16 protein-coding genes and 2 pseudogenes are annotated in these 24,385 nt (G+C 47.2%); 11 read left to right on the forward strand and 7 right to left on the reverse strand.

Features of this window, described 5'->3' with window-relative positions; translation table 11 throughout:
• Positions 1–92 precede the first annotated feature (92 nt).
• Entirely contained in the window at positions 93–440 is a 348-nt protein-coding gene (locus OX890_RS15545) for a hypothetical protein (RefSeq protein ID WP_126493510.1), read from the reverse strand.
• Between the two features lie 850 nt (positions 441–1,290).
• On the opposite strand from OX890_RS15545, the gene OX890_RS15550 reads away from it, so the two are divergent.
• The 10 genes and pseudogenes from OX890_RS15550 to OX890_RS15595 all read left to right on the forward strand — a co-directional run bounded on the left by OX890_RS15550 (position 1,291) and on the right by OX890_RS15595 (position 14,932).
• Positions 1,291–2,148: a hypothetical protein gene (locus tag OX890_RS15550; RefSeq protein ID WP_006085294.1), complete on the forward strand. Its 858-nt coding sequence runs from the start codon at positions 1,291–1,293 to the stop codon at positions 2,146–2,148.
• A gap of 11 nt (positions 2,149–2,159) precedes the next feature.
• On the forward strand, positions 2,160–3,488 hold the full coding sequence (locus OX890_RS15555) for a DUF4785 domain-containing protein (protein ID WP_126492353.1): 1,329 nt from the start codon (positions 2,160–2,162) through the stop codon (positions 3,486–3,488).
• A 514-nt stretch (positions 3,489–4,002) separates the two neighbouring features.
• A complete protein-coding gene (locus OX890_RS15560; protein ID WP_126492354.1) occupies positions 4,003–7,269 on the forward strand; it encodes an nSTAND1 domain-containing NTPase in 3,267 nt (1,088 codons plus the stop codon).
• Between the two features lie 89 nt (positions 7,270–7,358).
• Complete coding sequence (locus tag OX890_RS15565) at positions 7,359–7,730, forward strand: DP-EP family protein (RefSeq protein WP_107402229.1); 372 nt, start codon at positions 7,359–7,361, stop codon at positions 7,728–7,730.
• Between the two features lie 139 nt (positions 7,731–7,869).
• Positions 7,870–8,916 (forward strand): transposase, encoded by a 1,047-nt coding sequence (locus OX890_RS15570; RefSeq protein ID WP_268649520.1) that lies wholly within the window; start codon positions 7,870–7,872, stop codon positions 8,914–8,916.
• Positions 8,917–9,216: 300 nt separating this feature from the next.
• Positions 9,217–10,245, forward strand: coding sequence for a sensor domain-containing diguanylate cyclase (locus OX890_RS15575; RefSeq protein ID WP_006081041.1), 1,029 nt, complete (start codon positions 9,217–9,219; stop codon positions 10,243–10,245).
• A gap of 147 nt (positions 10,246–10,392) precedes the next feature.
• Complete coding sequence (locus OX890_RS15580) at positions 10,393–12,987, forward strand: FAD-binding protein (protein WP_268649521.1); 2,595 nt, start codon at positions 10,393–10,395, stop codon at positions 12,985–12,987.
• Positions 12,988–13,092: 105 nt separating this feature from the next.
• Entirely contained in the window at positions 13,093–13,341 is a 249-nt protein-coding gene (locus OX890_RS15585; protein WP_259569028.1) for a DMT family transporter, read from the forward strand.
• Between the two features lie 222 nt (positions 13,342–13,563).
• Positions 13,564–14,232 (forward strand): annotated as a pseudogene (locus OX890_RS15590) (DMT family transporter); the annotation flags it as partial.
• Between the two features lie 175 nt (positions 14,233–14,407).
• Positions 14,408–14,932: a lipocalin family protein gene (locus OX890_RS15595; RefSeq protein WP_071939052.1), complete on the forward strand. Its 525-nt coding sequence runs from the start codon at positions 14,408–14,410 to the stop codon at positions 14,930–14,932.
• Positions 14,933–15,090: 158 nt separating this feature from the next.
• On the opposite strand, the gene OX890_RS15600 is transcribed toward OX890_RS15595, so the two are convergent.
• Both OX890_RS15600 and OX890_RS15605 read right to left on the reverse strand, forming a co-directional pair.
• Positions 15,091–16,683: an ABC-F family ATPase gene (locus OX890_RS15600; protein ID WP_259558342.1), complete on the reverse strand. Its 1,593-nt coding sequence runs from the start codon at positions 16,681–16,683 to the stop codon at positions 15,091–15,093.
• A gap of 397 nt (positions 16,684–17,080) precedes the next feature.
• Positions 17,081–19,315, reverse strand: coding sequence for a heavy metal translocating P-type ATPase (locus OX890_RS15605; RefSeq protein WP_268649527.1), 2,235 nt, complete (start codon positions 19,313–19,315; stop codon positions 17,081–17,083).
• 149 nt (positions 19,316–19,464) lie between these two features.
• Here OX890_RS15605 and OX890_RS15610 point away from each other — a divergent pair, with 149 nt between their 5' ends.
• Entirely contained in the window at positions 19,465–19,956 is a 492-nt protein-coding gene (locus tag OX890_RS15610; RefSeq protein ID WP_268649528.1) for a MerR family DNA-binding protein, read from the forward strand.
• A gap of 14 nt (positions 19,957–19,970) precedes the next feature.
• Here OX890_RS15610 and OX890_RS15615 read toward each other — a convergent pair.
• The 4 genes and pseudogenes from OX890_RS15615 to mmsB all read right to left on the reverse strand — a co-directional run bounded on the left by OX890_RS15615 (position 19,971) and on the right by mmsB (position 24,225).
• A pseudogene (locus tag OX890_RS15615) lies at positions 19,971–22,018 on the reverse strand (prolyl oligopeptidase family serine peptidase).
• Positions 22,019–22,081: 63 nt separating this feature from the next.
• A complete protein-coding gene (locus tag OX890_RS15620) occupies positions 22,082–22,324 on the reverse strand; it encodes a hypothetical protein (protein ID WP_006081033.1) in 243 nt (80 codons plus the stop codon).
• A 215-nt stretch (positions 22,325–22,539) separates the two neighbouring features.
• The gene (locus tag OX890_RS15625; protein ID WP_006081032.1) at positions 22,540–23,298 is read right to left on the reverse strand and encodes an SDR family oxidoreductase; all 759 of its coding nucleotides are present in this window, start codon (positions 23,296–23,298) and stop codon (positions 22,540–22,542) included.
• A gap of 24 nt (positions 23,299–23,322) precedes the next feature.
• On the reverse strand, positions 23,323–24,225 hold the full coding sequence (gene mmsB, locus OX890_RS15630) for a 3-hydroxyisobutyrate dehydrogenase (RefSeq protein WP_268649530.1): 903 nt from the start codon (positions 24,223–24,225) through the stop codon (positions 23,323–23,325).
• Positions 24,226–24,385: the final 160 nt, after the last annotated feature.

A 24,385-nucleotide genomic window follows, 5' to 3' on the forward strand; every position in this document is an offset into this window, starting at 1 on the left:
ATATACTGAAACGCCGCGTAAAAAGGCAGCAGTTAAATTCCTCATTTTCATGGGTATTGAGGAATTTAACTCTAAAATACCAAAACTAAAATTTATCCACCTTTGACTATGGCGCCTAAACGGCTAACAAATTGCTGCACGGCTTCGACTGTGTCAAAGCTAAAGGCAAGTCCATAGTGGGTTTCGGTGAGACTCTTATGCAAACGCTTTGGAAAACGGGTCATCTCCGCATTGTGGAAATAATCGTATTTGGCATGCACGCCTGCAATGGTGGCGAGTTCGCCAGAAAAAACCTCAAATGCGGGCCGAATAATCAAGTTCGGTGATTTACCGTCGAGGTGTAAATAGAACGCCTCTTTGGTGTCTGGGAGCATGTATTCGGTAATGTTTTTTATGGTGAAGTTAGTGCGGCATTGCAATCCACTTAAGCAGCTCACCATCTCATTATGTTCTATCGCCAAACTTATTCTCCCTTATCTCTTTAATCCTGCCCAAGTCGCATTGCATCTCGTATTTCAGCCCATCGCTCAATCACTGTTTGAATCGCTGTTTCTATTAGTAATTCAACCAATGGTTCAAATCAGTGCTTCAATCAATGACCTAAAAGCTGACATATCATAAATGCGTGCATTCTTGGCAGTATGGGTATTCATCACGTTGATGCTACTTTAACTCAGCTCAGCCTAATCGGTTTGCGCTTTAAATGCACTAAGCTGATGTCGATCTCACAAAGCGAGTGGCTAAGTTTAGCGGATTTATCCAAAAAACCTTTATATACAGAACGATAAACCTATTAACTCAAACGCAAAGCCAATGTCACAGAAAATTCTTTTGCGTAATCGAGCCATAATTTCAAACACCATAAAACACAGTACCATTTATTAGCCATTGCTTATCATAAGCTTACCTCCCTCGATATTGACATTAAAACGTATGCTTTAAAATACTGCCATGCTATTCAATTATATGGTGATTTTTTTACTTGCCAGCTCAAAATGTTGCGTCTAGGTTAAGAAGCTTGAGTTAAGTCCTGTTGATAATGGCTAAGTTACGGCAATCACATTGGCTGCCAACCTAAACTAGCGCATTCACCCTATCCGTCGTACTCAGGCCTTAAATCATGTTCTACCCAAAGTGAGTAACCTGCGCCTATGGCGCATATAACCCGAGCCATGTCAGCCGATTTAACGCTAAATTACGGCAAATCCTTAGCATTAACCGATTTGCCCTAAACAGTCGCAACGGACTGCGCGGCCACTATCAACAAGACCAACAACACGAGATATACCCATGAAGATCAAAAAAGCCCTCATGCTCTTGGGTCTGTTAGCTGTCAGCCCAGCGACATTAGCTGCAACCGGAGTTGCCTTTATCCACGGTACGGGTCACCAGACCAATGCCTTAGCCGATTACTGGACGCCCGAATTTGTTAACTCAGTGCGCCAAGGTATCCCAGTGCCAAACAATTACACAGTGATCAACTGCGACTTTGACCAATATATGTGGGAAGAAAGTGCCGCAGGTTGTCTGGCGACCCAGCTCAATAGCTTTATCCAAGCCAAAAATATCGATGACTTAATTCTGCTGACCCACTCCAATGGTGGCAACGTAGTGCGGTGGATTTTATCTAACCCCACGTGGGACAGCCGTTATCCTGCGGTGATCAACGCCACCTCAAAGGTTATCGCCCTCGCCCCATCCAGTGCTGGTACGCCGCTGGCCGATGCGGTGAACCAAGGTAATGTGTTCGAAACCAGCTTAGGCTGGCTCTTAGGCTATGGCAGCAACGCGGTGAAACAACAGCAAGTGGGTTGGATGGCAAACTACAACAACACTATGCTCTACGGCACTGCAGGCCGCCCATCGCTGGGTAAACCCTTCGAAGTCGTGGTGGGCTCTGATGTTGATTCCGCCATTTGGGACAGCGACAGTTACTGCGCGGGTTATCAATACCAAGTGGCGCTCGAAACCACTCAAAACTGGCTCGATAGCTGCTCCGACGGCTTCTTAAATTGCAGCTCGCAAAAGGCAGCTGGCACAGTCTGGTTTACCGATAAACAAAAGACCCGTGGCCAAGAACCCCTAAGCCATCAGCAGAGCCGCCGTGCGTGTTTCAATTTAGACACGCTGATCCGCAACCATATTTAAGGAGCACTAAGATGCATACACTCAGCAAACTTGCCAGTGTCTTGGCGCTAAGCGGACTGCTCGCAGCCTGCCAAGACGAAGCCACACCCATAGATCCCAAAACCAATGCCAGCCCTATGTACGCCAAAGGGTTAACCCTAGCCGCGCCGAGCGATACCGATCTTGTCGATAGCAATATTGCCAGTCCAACACTGGCGCCCATTAACACCAGTACGGATTACATTAGCTTTATCACCCCTTTGTATGGCGAGTATCAGGCAAGCGCGCCGCAGCTTGAACAAGCCAGCCAAAGTGACGAGTATTGGGTCAATGTAACCGGCGCGCAGCTTAATGCGGGCGTTGGCCTCACCATGAGCCAAGCGTCGAGCCTAGTGCGCATTGCGCCTCGGGGCGATACCAGTTCTGGCGCCTTAATGCATGCAGAGGCTATTGCCCCTGAGCGCGTACAAATTCAGCGCGTTAGCCCTAATCAGTCACCCCAAGGCAAAGCGGCCAACAGCAGCGGGATAAACACCAATGAGTCATTGGTCAAATCGATGGCCAACGCCGATACCCTTGCTAGCGCAGGATTAACCGATGATTCCAGCGCACTGCAAATGTCGGCGAAAGCCACACCGGGCCAATATCGCCTGCAGGTCAGTCAGCCGTTAACGCCAAGCGCCAACTACTTAGTCAATGTGAAGGAAAAAGGCTCGCCCTATCAACTGAGTGTCAAAGCCTCCTCCGCTATCGCGGCTGATGCGCAAACCCTTGGGCTTGAACTCGCACTCAGCCAAAGTGATAACACCTTCGTGCCGCAGGCAACACTCAAGCAAGCCGATGGCGATATGCAACCACTGACGATGGTAAAACAAGGTGAGACATGGCAAGCGGTGATCCCCGCAGGCGTGGCACTTTCGAGCACTAATGCGGGTTTCAGTGAAGTTGAAATTACAGTGCAAACCCAAGTCGATGGCCGCCCAGTGCAGCGCACGGTCAAATCTGTCTTTAAGTCCTATGTCAATTCGGCGAGCATCAAGCCCGAAGTGCTTACGGTTTGGGATAAAGGCCTGCCTAACCAAATCAACTTTGAGTTATCGGTCGCCGAGGCGGGACGTTTTGGCTTAAGTGGCACGTTAACCGGTACCAATGCCGAAGGTCAAAAGGTGGCGATTCTACGTACCCAAGCGGCTAATTGGCTGACCCCAGAGTCGCCAAAGTTAAAGCTGATGTTAGATCCTAAGCTCATCCAAGCCTCGGGTTTACAGCCGCCATTCGAACTCAATGAGTTAGAACTGCAAGATCAAGGTCAAATGGCCAGATTAAGCTATCAAGCCAAAGCATTGATCTTAACCCGCTAACATTAGAGGCTCATGTTAAGGGGCTGATATTAAGGAGCAGATAGAAGACGCGGGCTTTAAATGCCAATGTTAAACCAGAGGCGAGGCTCAAGTTAACAGCCCCAAGCTAACACGACAAAGTTAGCCCGATAAAGTTAATCCGCCCGAGTTTTCTCTCTCATTGAAAAGTGCCCATAGTGGGCACTTTTCCATTATTGATGTTTTGCTAATAAACAGCCAAAAGCCGCCGCGTTATTTAACATGCTACGTAAAGCACAAACTGTTGACAGAAAAATGACAAGCTGCAGATGATTACCATAGCTGCCATGAATAAAATTTACATTGATTATCAAGGGTTATTCCTTTTAAATAGCAAATGTAATAGGCATAATGTCAAGGCTTTGACACCAAACCTTAGGCTGACAACAGCCGAGCACTTACAATAAAAAATAACAAAAATATAACTATAAGAGTGGTAACTAACGATACGTTTTCCCACAGTACGCTAGCCAATACTCAATAAATGGATATCGTTATGAGTGACAGCACATTTTTCTTTGGTGAATGGCAAATCAATCCCAGCGCCAATAGTCTGCTCCTTGGCAAACAAGTCAAACAACTTGAGCCCAAGGCGATGGATGTGCTGTTATTTCTCTGCCAACGGGCGGGCGAAGTCATCAGCAGTGATGAAATAGTCAGCCACTGCTGGCCGGGTGTTGATACTGGCGACAACCCACTACATAAAATTATCAATCAGTTACGTAGAGCATTAGGCGATAGCGCCACCGATCCCACCTATATAGAAACCATACGCAAACGCGGCTATCGCACCTTAGCCGAAGTGCGTTTTCCTATCGGCCACGAAGCCACCGCCAGCCCGCAAAGTTGGCAAGGCGGCTCGCCCTTTCCGGGTCTGCAAGCCTATAACGCTAACTATGCCGAGGTGTTTTTTGGTCGCAGTGAACAAATCAGCACTTTGCTTAACCGTATCAGCCAGCAAATCATCTATGGTCGTGCCTTCTGTCTGGTTTTAGGCCCAAGTGGCAGCGGTAAATCCTCCCTGATAAATGCCGGTGTTGTGCCCAATTTAATGAAGGGCGGCGGCTATAACGGCATTGGTGTCGCGTCATTCAGCAGCTTAGATTTTGCCGATGTGAGTAAAGGGCAACTGTTAACCGATCTTGCCAGCGCTATGCTCGACTGGGAAATCAACGACACGCCAGTGTTCGAAGGCATGAGCGCTGAGACACTGGCGGTTCAACTTGTCGAAGATATCCAAGGCGTAATCAACCAGTGCACTCAAGCTCTCAAGGTTCAGCCCTTTACTCAGCCGTTTTTTGCCTTGTTTATCGACCGATTAGAAGTGTTGCTCTCATCACCGCTATTTAGCGACACCGAGCGCACAGTATTTGTTGAACTGCTGGAACAACTCGCCACCTCTAAGGCCGTGATTATTATCAGTGCCTGTCGTAACGATTTTTATCCTTTACTTGTGGGCTACCCAAGCTTAATGGCCGGCAAATCCCGCGGCGCCCACTTTGACTTAGCGCCGCCGACACGCACTGAACTGTTGCAAATGATCCGCCTGCCCGCTGTGGCCGCCAACTTAAGCTGGGAAGTTGACAGCGAAACTGCGATGCCGCTCGATGAAATGCTCTGCAGCGACGCCGCCAGTAACCCAGATGCACTGCCCATGTTGCAATACACGCTGCAGGCCTTGTATTTACAGCGCAGCGCCGACGATAAGTTATTAGTCTCGGTTTATCATGCCCTTGGCGGTATTGAAGGGGCGATTGGTAAAAATGCCGAGCAAGCGATTTCCCATTTAAGCGATGCCGAAAAAGCCAGTCTGCCACGGATTTTATCCCTGCTAGTCACCCTGCGCGAAGATGAAAAGTCCATCACCAGCCGCACCGCCCGCTGGTCGCAGCTGCAAAGCACCGCCGAAATCGCCCTAGTGCAAGCCATGGTCGATAGCCGCTTATTCGTGTCGCATCTGCAAAATGGTGAACCCTGTTTTAGCATCGCCCACGAAGCCCTGCTGCGCCGTTGGCCACGGGCGACGGCTTGGATTAGTGAACATAGCGACAGTTTGAGCATTAAGAGTCGCCTACAGCATCTTTCAACACGCTGGCTCAGCGAAGCCAAACACAGCGCCTATCTACTCGCTGAAGGTAAACCTTTAAAAGAAGCCCAAAGTCTCAGCCAAAATCCGTTATTCGATTTAGACGATCCCGAAACCGCCTTTATCACAGCCTCCACCAAACGCGCCAATATGCTGCGCTGGACGAGGCGCCTAACCGTTACCCTATTATGCGTCCTCACCCTCACCTCCATTATCATGAGTGTGCGCAGCATAGAAGCTGAAAAACTCGCCCTGCAAAAACGCCTCGCCGCCGAAGATTTACTCGGTTTCATGGTGGGCGACTTCGCCGACAAGATGCGCGGCATCGGCCGCATGGACTTACTCGACGGGATCAGTAATAAAGCACTGGAATATTTCAGTGATTTTTCTAATGACAACGGCGATCAACATCTGAGCCTTGAAGCTCGCCTACAACATGGACAAACACTAGAGGCAATGGGTGAAGTCGCGTATTCACGCGATAAGCTAGATGAGGCCAAGACAGCGCTTCTCGCCGCTCAAACTAAGCTAACCAATCTCTATACTGAGCAACCGACAAACCTAGAGTTATTAAAAACCTTAGGCGCAAATGCATTTTGGCTTGGGCAGATAAAATACGATATGAGTGATTGGGAAAGCGCTAAGCCCTACTTTGAGCAGTATCTAAGTTATAGCCAGGTCATGTATAAGCTAGCTTCCGACGATAAAAATGCTCTCATGGAACTATCCTACGCTAACAATACGCTAGGTTCACTAGCAATGAAGCAACAGCAATTTGATAAAGCTACAAGCTACTTCGATGAGTCACTCAGACTAAAATTATTAGCTCTGACTCAGGATCCTAACAATAAGCAACTGCAGGCAGATATAGCAGATACTCGTTCTTGGCTTGCACGAACGTGGCGTTCTAGAGGTCAACTAAACTCTGCTATATCTATACATAATCAGCTTCAAACAGAGTTGAAGTCTATTACAAAAACAAATAATACGGATGGCTATCTACTTGATCGATATGCCAGCAGTTTGAGGACCAGCTCTACTTTGTTTGAATACCAAGGCTCAATGCTTGAAGCATTCAATAACGCCTTGCAGGGTGAAAAACTGATGCAACAAGCAGTAATATTAGATCCTAAAAATACCGCTTGGAAAACCCAGCTTTATTATCTCAAATTCCAATTAATGTCACTTAACGCAACACTCAAAGATCCACGAAGTTATTATACACCTGAATATTTGCGAGCTGAGCTTGAACAAGAGAATAAGGCTTTCATTAACAGCCGACGCTATAGTGCACTCAAAGCAATATTCCTCAAAAATTCGGCACAGTACTATTTTATAATGGGAAAAAATCAACAATGCAAAGAATCACTTGAGGAGGCCTCACTCATATTAAATGAAATAATAAAAGACGCACCCGATGATTTTAAGTATCTTGCCAGCTTTGCTGAAGTTGAGCTACTTAGCGCCAAATTATCTAAACAACGACAAGATATGCCTGCAGTTCAAAAATCCTGCATTCAAGTCAAAGAAATGCTAGAACCGATCCAACAAAAAGATAGAGATCCTCAGTACCTACAACCCTACGCTAAAGCGCTAGATTGCCTCGGAACATTGGAGAAAAATCAAACACTGCTAAGTAGTTTAAAGACTATGGGGATAACCAACTTCAATTTTTAACCTGATTTATAAGTAATAAGTATCTTTGTTATCGTAAATAAAAATAACTGAAAGTCGTAATAATTAAACACAAACATAAGGAAAAGTTTATGAGCCAATTTCAGGCAACCCGAGATCCTTTGATTAATCTTTCTATACAAATTAATGACGGTCAAGCTGTATTTAGTTACTCCAAAGATGGCGAGCCCTGCCATGGAAATGTCGAGGTTTATAAAGCAGAAGCTATCCGCTACCAATTAATCGATACCCCTGACTTAGTTCAGTTTGTTGGTGTTGGTTTTCTAAATCCTTTTAATGGCAACATAAATAGTGTGTTGATTGAAGAGGGGGGAAGAGTAGTAACCATTAATGATTTGCATAAAACAGCTGGAATTATCAAATTCCAATTAATTCTAAAATATGCTGATCACTCTGTATGGCTTATAAGTCCAGACCCACAAATTATTGACCGAGAAGATTAGATCTTTCTGAAATACTGGGAAAAGCGGGGACCGCCATATCTTTTCGAGACAAAAGCGGGGACAGCCATGTCTTTTTGTGCTTTGTCCCCTCTTCTACTAGTCTTTAGATTATCTTCACCTTGTCTGTTTGGAGCGAGTCATGACCTCGGCCAGAAGAATGCTTATCGATGCCAATACAACGCCCTTCTATCATGTGATAAATCGCTGTGTCAGAAGGGCTTTTCTGTGCGGTGAGGATAAACTCACAGGCCGCAGTTATGAGCATAGACGTGGCTGGATTGTCGATAAAATCAAAGCATTATCCACCATTTTTTGTATCGACATTTGCGCCTATGCAGTGATGAACAACCATTACCATTTAGTACTTAAAATTGATGTTGAGGAAGCAAAAACCTTAAGCCCAAAAGAGGTTATCAGCCGGTGGTGTCAAATAACTAAAGGCCATACTGTCGCAACTAAGTATATGAATGGTGAAGCCTTAATTGACGGTGAACGCATGCTGCTCGATGGGTTAATTACCGAATGGCATGAACGTTTATCCAGCATATCTTGGTTTATGCGCTGCCTGAACGAAGAAATTGCCCGTAAAGCGAATCGTGAAGATGAGTGTAAAGGCGCGTTCTGGGAAGGCCGTTTCAAATCCCAAGCTTTGCTAGATGAGCAAGCCATACTAGCCTGCATGATGTACGTGGATTTAAACCCTATTCGAGCAGGGATTGCCGACTCTTTACAATCTTCTGATTTCACCTCGATTCAAGAAAGAATTAGTGCACTCAAGCAGGTAAATAACATCATCATCTCACCGCAAGCACCAGTCCAATCCGCAAAAAATAAGCCTCAAACGATAAACAAATCTCTCGCCAAGTTCGATGCGGCAACACAATCTAGTCAACAAACGGGCATCCCTTTTCATTTTGCGGATTATCTGGAACTTATCGATTGGACTGGCCGCGCCATTCGCCATGATAAAAAAGGCTTTATCGATAATCAGCGACCAAAACTGCTTAATGAGTTAGGGATTGCATCAGATGCTTGGCTCAGCTCTGCTAAAGATTTTCGCCGCCAGTACAGTGGCATCAGTGGTCGTTGGGATGCGATGTGCGCTTTTAAACTTCAGCAAGGTGGTAAATGGTGTAGAGGAAAATCGAGTAGCGAAGCTCTGCATCCAAATCAACCTTTAGGGTGAACGAGCCGTTTTCCACTGTTTATCTGCGGTTAAATTTCGACACTAAAATCCTTTGCCCTTGCCGCTTAATAGCCAAAAATCCACTCATGAGTGCCACTTTTCAACTTAGCCATACCCCAAAATCTCGCACATTTCCGCTAAATCTGAGAATTTATCGTGAGAAGAGTAAATTTAAAACCTTTATAAACAATAGATTAAATCGGAAGGTAAGCAGAAGGTATTTTTTCTTTGCAGAGAATAAAGTCATCATCAGAAAAGCGCTTAGCGCAGATGACATTAGGTTCACGGAGAATGATAACAATGACAAGCTCACCTAAACAGACTCGCTCACAACATCCATTATCACTTGTGGGTGAAGACAATGGCTTACAGTGTACTGCGCAGCAAGGCTTGGTCGAGCCCGCATTGCCGTTAACCTTCTTCGAGCATGCCTCGATTGAAACGATTCAACAGTTTATTCAACATCTGACCGAGCCGGTGATTATCGTCAATGCCCAAGGTTACATTTACTTTAGCAATAGCAAAGGTGCTGACTTACTGACATGCCCGCAGGCCAGTTTGAAGGGACAAGATTGGCGCAACTTTTTGACCGAGCACCATCAAGCTCGCTACGACAATCTGCTGAGCAATGATATTAAACTAGGCAAAAACTGCGGTATTCCAGTGCAGCACTGCGCCGAAGAAATCACCCTCATTACCGCCTCAGGCAAAGCAAAAGATGTTGAGCTTTCCATTTCCTACATCCCCAGCCATGAACCTCTGTTCGTGATGATGATGCACGATTTAACGCAGCACAAAGCGGAGAATCAAAAGCTACGTAAATTGGCCGCCACGGATTCACTGACTGGGCTGGCGAACCGCCGATACTTCGACGAAATGCTGCATCACTATTGGGAAGAATGCACGGGTAAGCTGCGCCCTATCAGCGTGGTGATTATCGATGTGGATTATTTCAAAGTGTTCAACGACCAATTCGGCCATATCCAAGGCGACGAATGTCTACGTAAGATTGCCAAAGTGATTGCTGACATAGTGCCAATAGACATTGGTCTGGCAGCGCGTTACGGCGGCGAAGAATTCGCGCTAATACTACCAAGCCACAATGCCAAAATGGCACTGACGATTGCCCAAAAAGTACAGCAAGGGATTAATGACCTGCGCTTTACTGAGCAAGGGCTGCGCGACTATGTCTCTGTGAGCGCGAGCCAAGGGATTGCGAGTGAAATCAATGGCCAATTCCGTACCTCACTCGCCATGCTGTGCGCCGCCGATACCGCATTGTATCGCGCTAAAGCCGATGGCCGTGACAGGATCAATACGTCGCTTTAATCCCCATTAATTAACGACTGATTTACCCAAAACATAGTTACCCGCGACTTAGTTACCCGCGATGGATTAACCACGGGATAAATTACCCCAGTTGCGCTTTAGCGCACTGAGGTAAAACACGCAAAGCACACGAAAGGACGCACGAATATGAATAAGCTTGAGGCATCAAGAAATATACGGGCAGTGATTGAAAAAAGCTTACCCGTGAGCACGTCACCCCTTGCCATATTTACTTACCAGTGTTGGGTAAAAACCAGCGCGGGTGGGCGTGTGTTCCATTATAAAACCGATCGAGAAGATACCTATTTCGCGGTGGATATTAATTCACTGGGGCATATTGAATGCGTGATTAATACTACCTTGCTGCGGGTTGAGGCAATTTCAACCTTAGGTGGACTTAACGACAGCCAGTGGCACTTATTGTCTATCTGCCATGAATACCATGAAATCAATTGTTATGTAGATGGTGAAATTACCCATACACAACTCAATAATCTGTCACTGGTTGCTGACAATGAGTTTTTAATTGAAAACGTGTCATTACCCAATCACCGTGACACTCATTTCGATGGTGAAATATTTGGCATCACTTTACTTAATCGATTATTAACCCGAACCGAAATCGTCGACTATTATCGTAATCCGGCGCAACAAAAATCGATTACCGAAAATAACCTTTACATTTATCAGCATCAAGATGTATATAATTTTCGTGATGAAAACGTTATCCCACTTCAAAGACAAAAAGTGCTGCTGGTCATATTTAATGATACTGAATATCAATTCATAAAAACCACCGCGGATAGCAACGCCTATAATCAACAACTGCCTAAGATTATTCCGCCCCACGAACGCCGAGCCTATATTATTGAGTGTGACTATAACACTTGGCCTAATTTTAATTATGTCGTTAATTACGCGGCGAGCAACCAAGCGGATATCACCCTCAATATCGAAGTATTTAAATCGCTGACGGCCTATCGTTCGAATATTAAAGTGACCGTCGCGAATGAACTCGAACGGGATTGTTTGATTATGCAATCGACCGAAGAAGAATTAAGTGCAGAAGTGCGGATCAGTGAAAACTTAGTGATCACCCAAGCCAAAAACTTTGTTAATTTCATCAATGAAGTTCGCGCACACATTCCGGCCGACCATATTATTACCGCTGGCCATTATTATAGTGAGCAACAATTCTCGGTCAGCACGGGTAAGCAAATGATTGCCTACCAACAGGCTTGCCAGCTGTTCAACCGCAGGTTACAAAAAAAACCACTGGCGATCATCAAATGCACTTCCACTGAAGAAGTCAAAATCGCCTATAAAGCAGCCATCGATTATAAATTGCCGATCAGCGTGCGCTCGGGTGGGAATGATCACGAAGGTGAAAGCACTGAAACCAATACCATAGTGTTGGATCTGCTGAAGATGGATAGCCTCACTTTAGATCCCATCACAGGTATTGCGGCCATTGGCCCAGGCAATCGCTTTATCAATCTCACCACTGCCCTTGCGAAAAAAGGCGTGATGCTCCCCCATGGCACCAGTGGCAACGTTGCCTTAGCGGGATTTGTTATGGGCGGCGGCTCAGGACCTTGGACCCGCAAATACGGCATGTGCTGCGAATCCCTATTACAGGCAGAAATTGTACTCGGCATTGGTGAAACCCAAGTCGTCTCGGTTGCCAATAAACCTGAGTTACTCTGGGCGCTCAAGGGTGGCGGCGGATTAAGTTACGGCATAGTGACCCGCTTTTTTGTGCAAACCTTTCCACTACCGCCTTGCCTGCTCAAGTTTGAATTAGAGTGGAATTGCTATGATAAACAAACCCAAGAACTCATTGAGCACACCCCAACCAAAGATATTTTACAGCGCTGGGAAGCCATCATTAATGCCGACAGCACTGGCTGTTTGATTGGCACCAATCTCAAGATAAATGCCAAACATTTCCCCGCAGAACAACACAAAACGCCTGACATAGACACAGAGTCGATTAAGCATAACTGCTTGATGTATGGCTTTTGGGAAGGCAATTCCGCCAGTCTGAATCACTTTATCCAGACACAATTTAATGAGTTTGACCTAGTCCCCAATGATATTCGCATCGAGGGGATGGGCGGACTCACCAAAGCCTACGGTGAAAACTTAATGCCCAATTGGGAAAGGGAATCTTTTCATCATCTGCAAGCGGACTTGCAAGGCATAAACCGCTCACCGACGCCACCTGATTTGGATGAGCCCGCGCCCCATAAAGTCACCTCGCGCTTAGTGAATCAAACGGGACTGAGAGATGGTTATAAGCCACTGCTCGAAAGCTTAACCTCTCGCTATGTGCTTGAAGGTAATCGTCAACTGGGGCTATTTACCTATGTCACCCTTGGCGCCATTGCGGGCGATTATTATCGCACTATGGGCGAAGAGCAAAAGAGCCGCAGCGCCTTCCCCTACAAGGACAGACAATACACGATTCAATATCAAACTTGGTGGAATAACGCGCTGCAAGAGAAACAACAATTGCAGGATAGCCAAGTGTTTACCCGCATCAATCGTGCACTCGATTGGATTGATGCCAGCCGAAATTATGACATCCCCAACACCTCGGGCGCCTTTATCAGCTTCAAAGATAAGGCCATCCCCACTGATGTGTACTTCGACCATAACTACGCCGCGTTAAAACGGATTAAGGCGGCCTACAGCCAAGATAGCTTTAACCATTTCCGCTCACGTAAAAGCATTATTTAGTTAATATATCGGCATAGCCTAGGGAGAGTTTTTAAGGCAAAATCGACGCCGTCCACAGGACGGTGTCGCCCCTTAACTCTCTGTTCACTCTGTTGTAGGTTATCTATGCCAAGCTCAGCTTTAGCTATCATTTTTGCCCTATTGGCGGCCATTCTTATGGGCACTATCGGTGTATTAGCGCGCTTTGCCGCCCTGCCCGCCGAACACATTACCTTCTACCGCTTAATGCTCGGTGCCCTATTTCTATTGGCTTATATGCTGCTCACAGGGAAAGGCCAGCAGATTCGCCATAGACCCAGTAAACGCAACTTATACCCAAACAACCTCAAGATGCAGGATTCAGCGGAAATTTAACGCACTTTAGGCAAGGCGGTTATTTGCGGACCTAGTGGACTAAGTTAAAAATAACCAACACAGCATAAAGTGCGTTAAAACCCGCCGGGACGGAGCGCCTAGGGCACTCCACTTCCGTGTTGCATCAATTCAAAAGGTAGCCGACATTCTGTCATTGATGCGCCTTGAATTGAAGCACCCTAGGCGCTCTGAAACTCGTATCTTGAGGTAGCTTGGGTATATAATGGCGCTATGCTCGCGGGTTTTATGGCGTTTTACATTGAAGCCATTCAGTACACCCAAATGGCCAATGTGATCATGATTATTTACTTAGCCCCTGTGGTGTCGGCTATTTTCGCCCATTATTTCTTTGCCGAAAAACTCACCAGCTTAAGCATGGCAAGCGTAGTGGTCGCGCTGATGGGCTTTATGTTAATGATCCCAACAGGGCCGCAGCAAGCGAGCAATCACACTGAATTATTAGGCTATTTTTATGCCCTACTCGCCCTATTAACCTACAGCGGGTTTATGTTAATCAACCGAAAACCGAGTCTGAGTTCGCCCTACCAGAGCACTTTAGTACAGCTTTGTGTCGGCGCTTTGTGCCTACTGCCCTTAGTGATAAATGCGTCGCTGACGCCAAGTTTGCCGCAAATCGCTTGGTTAGTCGCGATTGGATTCTTCCCCGGATTCTTAGCAATATTACTGGCGGTAAAAGCCCTGCGCCAATTGCCTGCTGTCACTTTTGGCACCCTCGCCTATGTGGAACCCGTTATCGTAGTGACGCTGGCATGGTGGATATTTGGTGAAACCTTAAGCCCAATGCAATTAAGCGGTGTCGGCTTGATTATTCTGGCCGGCATTAGCCAAGGCTTTATCAGTCAGCGCAAAGTGCGGGTTGCGATCGAGTAACCCACAGGACAGTCGCCGACACGACTTTAAACAACAGAACTTTAACCAACAGGACTTTTACCAACAGAAGCCTAGTTGCTGAAATAATATGAAGAAAATAGTGTAAGCTCGACAGAGGATTGATTGAACATTTAACTTAAGATGTGCAACTAAGACTTAAGATCAGGAGGTCAAATTGAGAAAGCTACTGTTAGTCATCAGTATATTTTTGCTCAGCGGTTGTTTAGGTATGCCTAAATTGGTTCAACCCGTTAATGATTTTGAGCTGAATAAATACTTAGGGAAATGGTACGAGATTGCGCGCTTAGATCATTCATTCGAAAGAGGGTTAAGCCAAGTTAGCGCAGAATACAGCCTGAAAGACGATGGCGGTGTGATGGTCATTAACCGTGGATTTTCAGCGGCTAAAAACGAATGGAAAGAAGCCGAAGGTAAGGCCTATTTTGTCAATGGGGACTCAGAAGGCTATTTGAAAGTCTCCTTCTTTGGGCCATTTTATGGATCGTATGTGGTCTTCGAATTAGATCATGAAAACTATCAATACGCTTTTATATCGGGGCCCGACACGGGTTATTTGTGGCTACTGGCTAAAACCCCGACTGTGCCACCCGAGGTGCTGCAAAAGTTTGTTGAAATGTCTAAAGCCCGCGGTTTTGATACCGACAGTTTGATTTATGTGCAGCAAGAGTCTGCGCAATAACGAGCGTCGCTAATGCACTAGAATCAAGTGCATAAAAAGCTAATCGCTAGATAATAGACAGATAACAGATACAAAAACGCCGCTATGCATTGCGGCGTTTTTATTGATGCTGCATTTAGATGCATGCATTTACACATGCAGCTAAATAGCGAATAACCTTAGACTTCGATGCCTTTGCTAGCAAGGAACTCATCGTAAGTGCCTCTGAAGTCATTCACACCTGTGTGAGTCACTTCGAGGATACGGTTAGCCAGCGATGATACAAATGCACGGTCATGACTCACGAAAATCAAGGTGCCTTCGTACATTTCCAGCGCGTTGTTCAATGATTCGATCGATTCCATATCCATGTGGTTGGTCGGTTCGTCGAGCACTAAAATGTTGGCTTTTTGCATGATGAGCTTGCCGAATAACATACGACCTTTCTCACCACCAGACAGCACTTTGACTGACTTTTTAATGTCGTCAGAACCAAACAACATACGGCCTAAGATGCCACGTACTGATTGGTCGTCATCTTCTGGTTTGCGCCATTGACTCATCCACTCGAACAAGGTCATTTCGTTCGCGAAATCAGACTCATGATCCTGTGCATAGTAACCAATGTTGGCGTTTTCAGACCATTGGATAGTACCGGCATCCTGCGGGATGTCGTGGATCAGGGTACGTAACAGGGTCGTTTTACCGACGCCGTTTTCACCCAGTACCGCAATGCGCTCGCCCACTTCAACAATTAGGTTTAAGTCTTCAAATAGCGGCGTGTCGTAACCTTTAGTCAGATTTTCAATCACTAAGGCATTACGGAACAGTTTCTTCTCTTGCTCGAAACGAATGAAAGGGTTCACACGGCTAGAGGCTTTTACTTCATCTAACTTAATCTTGTCGATTTGACGGGCACGTGATGTGGCTTGTTTCGCCTTAGAAGCGTTAGCCGAGAAGCGTGCTACGAAGGTTTGCAGCTCAGAGATCTGGGCTTTTTTCTTCGCATTATCAGACAATAAACGCTCGCGAGCTTGAGTAGCCGCTTGCATATATTCATCGTAGTTACCTGGGTAAACGCGCAATTCGCCGTAGTCTAAGTCAGCCATGTGAGTACAGACAGAGTTTAAGAAATATCTATCATGCGAAATAATAACCATAGTACTGCTACGTTGGTTCAACATGTCTTGTAACCAACGGATAGTGTCGATGTCCAAGTTGTTGGTGGGTTCGTCGAGCAGCAGCACGTCTGGATCAGAGAACAGGGCTTGCGCTAACAGTACACGCAGTTTTAAACCCGGTGCAATTTCAGACATCAAACCAAAATGGCTGTCGATACCGATACCCACACCTAACAGCAATTCACCGGCGCGAGATTCGGCGGTATAACCGTCCATCTCAGCAAAATCCATCTCTAGGTTGGCAACGGTAATGCCGTCTTCTTCACTCATTTCAGGTAAAGAATAAATACGGTCACGTTCTTGCTTTACCTTCCACAGTTCGCGGTGACCCATGATCACTGTGTCGATCAGGTTGAATTCTTCATAACCGAACTGATTCTGGCTTAGTTTACCCAGACGCTCATTCACATCTAACGAGACGTTACCGCCGCTAGGCTCTAGATCACCACACAGGATCTTCATGAAGGTCGATTTACCACAGCCATTTGCGCCGATAAGACCGTAACGGTTACCACCGCCAAATTTAACTGAGATGTTTTCAAACAGTGGCTTAGCGCCGAACTGCATGGTGATATTTGCTGTTGTGATCAAAATGAACTTCCAAATCGAGTAATGTTGGCCGAGCCAGCTGGCGCCGCTTTAAATAAGCATAAACCAAATAACGCTATGCCGAAGGGGTAAAAATAAACGTGGCACTATAGCAGTTTGGGCTAAATTATCAACTACCACGGCTGATCAAAAGCCAGAGGGAATGCCGAAATCGCCGCACAATGCCTGCGTGAGAAGCGTAATTAATTTTACCCTATTGGCTTAGCTTTCAATGTATTCGAGCAGAATGACAATCTGATGACCCTTAGCGTCGCAAACCTTGCCGACGCCAAAGGACTATCTGCTAAGGGCTTATGTGGTAAGTGCTAATGTAGGCATAGCCCTAAACTAACTCAAGATACCCGTTTCAACATTTTGAGTTTGCTTAGGTATAGACAGCTTATAACTTCTGCCGTCTTAAGCGGTTGGCGTTCGTGACGACAGTGAGTGAAGACAAGGCCATGGCGGCACCTGCAATCACAGGGCTTAATAACATGCCCGTGAGCGGATAAAGCACGCCCGCCGCAACCGGAATGCCTAGACTGTTATACACAAAGGCGCCGAATAGATTCTGCTTAATATTGCTAATCGTCGCCCGCGACAATGCCAATAAGTTAGCAATCACTATCAACTGCTGCGACAGCAAGGTGATATCCGCACTTTCAATCGCCACCTCAGTGCCGGAACCCATCGCAATCCCCACATCGGCGCTCATCAGAGCTGGCGCATCATTAATGCCATCCCCTACCATAGCCACCACATGCCCTTGCTTTTGCAAATCCAGCACATGCTGTTGTTTTTGCTCGGGGAGTACGCCGGCAATCACTTCAGTGATGCCCACTTGGTCGGCTACCGCCTGCGCCGTTTGTGGGTTATCCCCCGTTAACAGCACGACGCGAATACCCCTTTGCAGCATGGCCGCGATGGCGTCTTTAGCATCGGGTTTAATCGGATCGGCCAGCGCGATAGTGGCCACTAACTTGCCCGCTTTGGCGACATAAATCGGAGTTTTACCTTGGTTTGCAAAGCTTAATGTCGCTTTTGGATCTAAGGCACTACCATCGGAATTAACAATATCCAATGCCGTCATCAAGGCGAGATTACCAATCGCCAGCGATACGCCATCGACCTTGCCCTCAATCCCCTTACCTTGATGGTTCGTAAATGCCTGCGTGTCGGGTAATTGCGACTGTGATTCCTTGGCATAACTGACAATCGCCCCCGCTAACGGATGCTCAGAGTGCTGCTCAAGGCTCGCAATCTCGCCCAGCAAAGCTTCTTTATCGGCATCACTCAGCGTTTGCACTAAAGTAAAATCAGTAACTTGTGGCTTGCCTAAGGTAACTGTGCCGGTTTTATCCAGTACCACACAATCGACTTTACTGGCGGTTTGCAAGGCCTCACCATTTTTGACTAACACGCCCATTTGGGCGGCGCGGCCAACGGCCACCATAATAGACATAGGTGTCGCCAGCCCCAGCGCACAGGGGCACGCTATGATGAGCACGCTCGTCAGCACCACTAACGCATGGCTTAAGGCGGGTGCTGGCCCCACAAAATACCAAATTGCCGCCGCCAACAGCGCTATCGCCACCACAGTCGGGACAAATACCGCTGAGATTCTGTCAGCCAATCGACCTATGGGTAATTTCGAGGTTTGCGCTTGCTGCACCAGTGCGATGATTTTGGCGAGCTTGGTATCTTCTTGTCCCGCCGTCACTCGGTAAACCAAACTGCCGTTGCCATTAACTGTGCCCGCACTCACACTGTCGCCGCGATTTTTAAGCACGGGAATGGGTTCACCTGTGAGCATGGCTTCATCTAATAGGGATTGCCCCGTTTCGACCTCACCATCGAGGGCAACTCGGTCACCAGGGCGCAAACGCAGCTTATCGCCCAATTTCAGCTGACTTATCTCAACCTTTTCATCGCCCTTATCTGTGATCCGAATCGCAGTGGTGGATTGCAATCCAAGTAATCGCTGCACCGCTTCACTGGTTTTGCCCCGCGCTTTAAGTTCCAGTCCGTGACCTAAGTTAATCAAACCTAGAATCATCACACTCGCCTCAAAGTACACATGGCGGGTATCCATAGGGAATGCGCTGGGCATAATGACCACCAGCATGGAATAAGCCCATGCCGTACTAGTGCCCAGCACAATCAGCGTATCCATGTTAGTGGTTTTGGCTTTGAGCGCCCGCCACATGCCTTGGTAGAAATGTCCGCCCGTGGTGACAAGCAAGGCCAAGGTGACCAGTCCCATAATGCCCCAGCCAAGCTGCATCGCTGGACTGTTGATCATCATCTCGCCGCCCAATAATCCCCACATCATCATAGGCACGCCCACAACAAGCGCCGCTATGGCTTGGCGCATCCGCAGCCGATACTCAGTGGCATCTTCTAGGCGTTTTTCTTCGGCGGCGACTTTCGCATCCACCACCACCTGCGCCGGATAACCTGCATTTTCCATCACAGTTAAGGCAGTATCGGCGCTCATCTTACCTTCTACCGTCACTTGTTTATCGGCGAGATTAACACGCGCTTCGACGCCCGCTTGGGCGGCAAACGCCTTTTCAATTTTCGCGACGCAGCCAGCGCAATTCATATTGGCGACATAGAGTCTGGTCATAGACATGGGAGATCCCTCACTTGATGTTTTACACTATAGGTCTAAGATAAAGTCTCCCATTGCGGGAGAGTCAAGGATGAATTTGCTCAATGTGATCACATCGACAATTAATTGCTGGGCGAAAAACCATTCAGTTGCTCAAAGAAGAGGTCAAGATGAAGATAGGCGAAGTGGCGAAACAAACGGGCTTGAGCGTTAAGAGTATCCGTTATTACCATGATATTGGCTTAGTGTGCGGCGAGCGCAATGAGGCGGGTTATCGGGTTTATCGCCATCAAGATATTGAAGCGCTTAAGTTTGTGCATCAATGTCGCGACTTAGGTTTTAGCCTAGAAGATTGCAAATCCTTGCTTGGCCTTAAGGGCAATGAAAGCCGTAATGCCGAAGACGTCAAACAACTTACCCGTACTCACCTTGCCTATGTCGAAGAGCAAATCAATAAGTTGCAACAGCTTAGGGCGCAATTACAACACATGGTGACCCAATGCCAAGGCGGCGATCAGCCCCACTGCGCCATTATCGATAGCCTAAGCCATGAGGACAACGAAACTGACATAGACAAATCCCAAAAAGACCAAAGCCTGCACGATGCAGGCTCTGAGTGTTGTCGTACAGCCAGTCGCACTAGCAACGGCCAAGAGTCATAACGGTAAATACTGCGTTATTGATTGCGGACTAAGCTCGGCTTTAACGCCGCAGCATTATCCAGCACCAATGTTGCCAGCTTAGCCGCAGGGGTGAAGTTAAACACTTGCCCATAAAATGCGAGTTCGGTCTCTAATCCTGCGGCCCTGTGCTCAGGCTTCCAACCGCCGTGTGGCTCATCTTGATAGGCAATATAAGCCGTTGGCACACCTCTTACTTTTAATGCCTCATAAATTAGTCGCGACTGCTGTGGCGGCACAATTTGATCCCGCAAGCCTTGAAAAATTAACAAGGGCTCATTCAAGCCTTCAAGATGATACAGCGGCGACAGCTCCCTATAGCGGGCTTGATTGTTCGCATAGGGACCAATGAGCTGATCTAAATACCCCGTCTCAAACTTATGGGTACTCTTGGCCAGCTGTTCAAAATCACTGATCCCCGCGTAACTTACCCCCGCTTGAAACACATCATAAAAAGCCAACGACGACATCACGGTCAACCCGCCTGCGCTTACGCCTCGAATCGCCAACTTTTGTCCATCAACCCAGCCTTTATCGACTAAATAACGGGCCGCATTGACCGCATCTTCCACATCTGCCTGGCCCCATTTTCCGTAAATACTCTGACGATAGGCACGGCCAAAACCACTGCTACCGCGAAAATTAACATCGAGCACCGCAAAGCCACGGCTGGTCCAAAATTGAATGTCACTGCGATAAGCCAGACTCGCCCGCGCCGTTGGGCCGCCGTGCAACATCACTATGAGCGGCGGGCGGGTATCATGGGGCGCAGTATAGTTGGGGTTAACCGGCCCATAAAAATAACCGTAGGCTTGCTGGTTAACACCGGTTTTAAAGGTAATATTTTTTGCCCGAGAAATATAATTGGGATCAAGCTTTGGCAAGTTAGGCGTATACACCAACTCAGTGCCACGGCCGATGACTTTATAAATACCCTTCTCTGGCGTCGCTTTAGCGCCAACAAAATAGACGGCATCTTCGCCCCTGATCACTTGGGTGATTTCGCCGAAATCGACGGCTAAGGACTCGGTCAAACCCGAATCCAAATGCAACCGAATTAGCGCGGCCTGACTGCCAAGCATATAACTGGCAATGATGGTTTTTTCGGATTCGAAGGCGTAGTTGTGATTGCCTAAATACCAATCGGCCACGGCAAACTCGGCTTTTTTGTTCAGCACTGGGGCTAAGGTATTTTGTGCCGTGACTCGATAGATATTCCACCAGTTACTGATATCCGACACGACATATAATTGTCCATCAGGGCTGAATAATGGCTGTGTCACGGAAGAATCCGTAGGCGTGTTTACCTTACGAATATTGTGCAGTTGCCCTTTGCGGTCGAGATCGCCAAGCCAGAGAATACTGTTATCCCATGGCATATAGGGATGTTCCCACGTGATCCACGCCAGTTGGCTGTTATCGGGCGAGATGGCAGGCGAAGAAATAAAGTCATGCCCCGAGACAAAAGTATCGCCTTCGCCGGCAAAGTTAAGATTGATTGTTACTAGACTCGCCTTAGGCTCACCGGGCTGGCGATGATCCTCGCGCACACAGATAATCCGCGACCCTTTAGGATAAGCGATACAGTCAGCATGACGGGTGCCATTAGGCGTTAACGGCAGGGGGGTTGATTAGGGGCGAAACGATAAAACAGTTGATCCTGTGCCTTAGTGGCAAATAAACTCTGGCCTATCCCTAAAAAGGCGGCGCCGCCGTATTCATGAACGGCGGATTTAACATTAAAGCTTGGCGGCACGACGTCGGCGATATTGCCCTTTTTATCGAGACGCTTAATCCCTACTTGGCCTTGCTTATCACCATCGGATTCAGAGAAATAAATCGCCCCATCTACGCTTTGTAACTCGGCGACATTATCGGCCTGTTCAAATACATCATTCGCCGATAAGGGAGACAGCCAACTGCCATAGGGCGCAACAATACGCCCACCATTATCACTAAGATGCGGTGTTTCTTTGTTCGAGCGCTCGCAAGCCCCCAAACAAAACAAACTCCCTAGCACCCATAAATATCCATGTAACTTCATTGTTTCTCCCCAATGTTTGCCAACTGCACAAACCGAAACAAAATAGGAACTTGCAGAAATTGGTTATTTTTTAAATTTTTTTAAGAACCAATTTACCACTTGCACTTGCTGTACTTGCGTTAAGCCAAAATAAATACACACCCAGGGTGAGATAAGGAAAAACCACGGGATCACGGCCACAGAGCGACCACTGAAGAGCAGAAAAAAGAACCCGCAATAGATCACAATCAACCCTAGGACACCCACGATTAACATCATGCGTTTAGTGATTTTCTCAAGCCAGAGGGCTTTATCCTGCCAAGACATCCGGATGTTAAGCTCCATTACATGCGACAAACATGTATGTAAAGTTATGTAAAAAAACTGGAGGGGGATTGTTGAAGGTTAACAACTAAATGTCAACTCCAACAGTGAAATCTAAATAAATCCAAAGACTGAGTTCAAAATGCCATTATGTTTCTTTACGCAATAAAAAACCGAGCCTGAGCTCGGTTTTTATGAATATCAATAAGATATCGTCATTACAGACGGATACCACCATCGATTTCGAACACGCGACCATTTACATAGTCGTTCTCAATAATAAAGCGTACGGTAGAAGCTATCTCGTCGGCATGACCCAAGCGCCCTACTGGCACTAGCTTCTCTAAACGCTCCAGCGCCTCAGGTTTCATTGCCGCTGTCATCTCAGTAGCAATAACGCCCGGTGCAACCGCGGCACTACGGATATTGTAACGCGCTAATTCCTTCGCCCAGCCAACAGACATGGCCGCGACGCCTGCTTTTGAAGCGGCATAGTTCGACTGACCCATGTTACCCGCTTTCGCTAGGCTAGAGATGTTGACAATCACGCCCGCTTGACCGGATTCAATCATGGCCGCTGCCGCTTCACGACCGCAGAGGAAGCTGCCCGTCAAGTTCACATTGATCACAGATTGGAATTGCTCATAAGACATACGGTCGGTGACTTTGCCATCTTTGGCTTTGACTAACAGGCCATCACGCAGAATGCCGGCGTTGTTCACTAACACGTTCACTTGGCCAAAATCTTCGAGAATATAGGCAAAACCTGCCACGACGTCTTCTTCGTCGGTAATGTCTAAGGCATAACCTTGGACTTCAGTGTCCGATCCAAGCTCAGCGCAGGCTCGCTCGAGTTTTTCTTGGTCCACGTCGATAAGCGCTATCTTAGCACCCGCCTGCGCAAAATTTTGCGCCATTGCTAGACCTAAGCCACCCGCGCCGCCAGTAATGACGACAACCTTATCTTTTAAATCCATCTGGTTATCCCTTGTTAACTATGTCTATTTTTTAAGTTGTGCAAATTGTTCAAAAATACTGGAAAAATCTCGGCGGCCGTTGCCTTGTCTTGCATGATTCACATACAAGCTGCGGGCTAAAGCGCCCATTGGCGTGCTGGAGTTGCTCAATAATGCGGCTTTTTGGGACAGACCGAGATCTTTAACCATCAAATCTACCATAAAGCCGCCCTGATAGCCCTTAGAAGAAGGTACTGTCTCCATTACACCGGGGCAGGGATTGTACTTCTCTAACGTCCAGTTGCCACCACTGCTGACCTTCATAATGTCGGACAAGACTTTGGGATCGAGACCATGGTCAATGCCCATTTGCAACGCCTCAGAAGTGCCGACCATCAACACAGATAACAGCATGTTATTGCAGATTTTAGCGACTTGCCCCGCACCAGGGCCACCAGCGTGGAATATGTTCACACCCATAGCTTTCAGCACTGGCTGACCCCGCTCAAAAGCGCTATCGGAACCACCACAAATAAAGGTTAAAGTGCCCGCCGCCGCGCCTGCTGTGCCGCCAGAAACCGGTGCATCCATAAACTCTATGCCGCTTTTAGCCGCTTCGGCCGCCACCAATTGCGCGCTTTGCGCATCGATAGTCGAGCAATCGATCAGTAAAGTATCACCCGCAACCACCTCGAGCAGTCCTTTGTCTGTGCCATTGCCTAAATATAAACTTTTCACATGCTTGCCCGCAGGCAGCATAGTGATCACCACATTGGCACCCGCTGCCGCGCCGCAAGCCGTGCTAGAAACAAAGGCCCCTTGCTCGGCAAGGCTTTGCATGGCTTCAGGGACTAAATCAAATACACGAACCGTCATGCCCGCTTTTAATAAATTGGCCGCCATTGGGCCGCCCATATTGCCTAAACCGATAAATGCTACTGTACTCATGCTGTCACTCCTGTGTGCTGTTCTTTTTTTAGTGTAGTGATAATGCTAGTCCGTTGATTATGCTGTCGTTATCACAGAGTAAAGCGAGCTTGGCTGAGCCTATACACTCAGCACTATTCAAATCTGTGCTAATCAAGTCAACGCTTAGCCAACTCTATGC

This window comes from Shewanella sp. DAU305, assembly GCF_026802235.1.
GTDB classification, from domain to species: domain Bacteria; phylum Pseudomonadota; class Gammaproteobacteria; order Enterobacterales; family Shewanellaceae; genus Shewanella; species Shewanella baltica.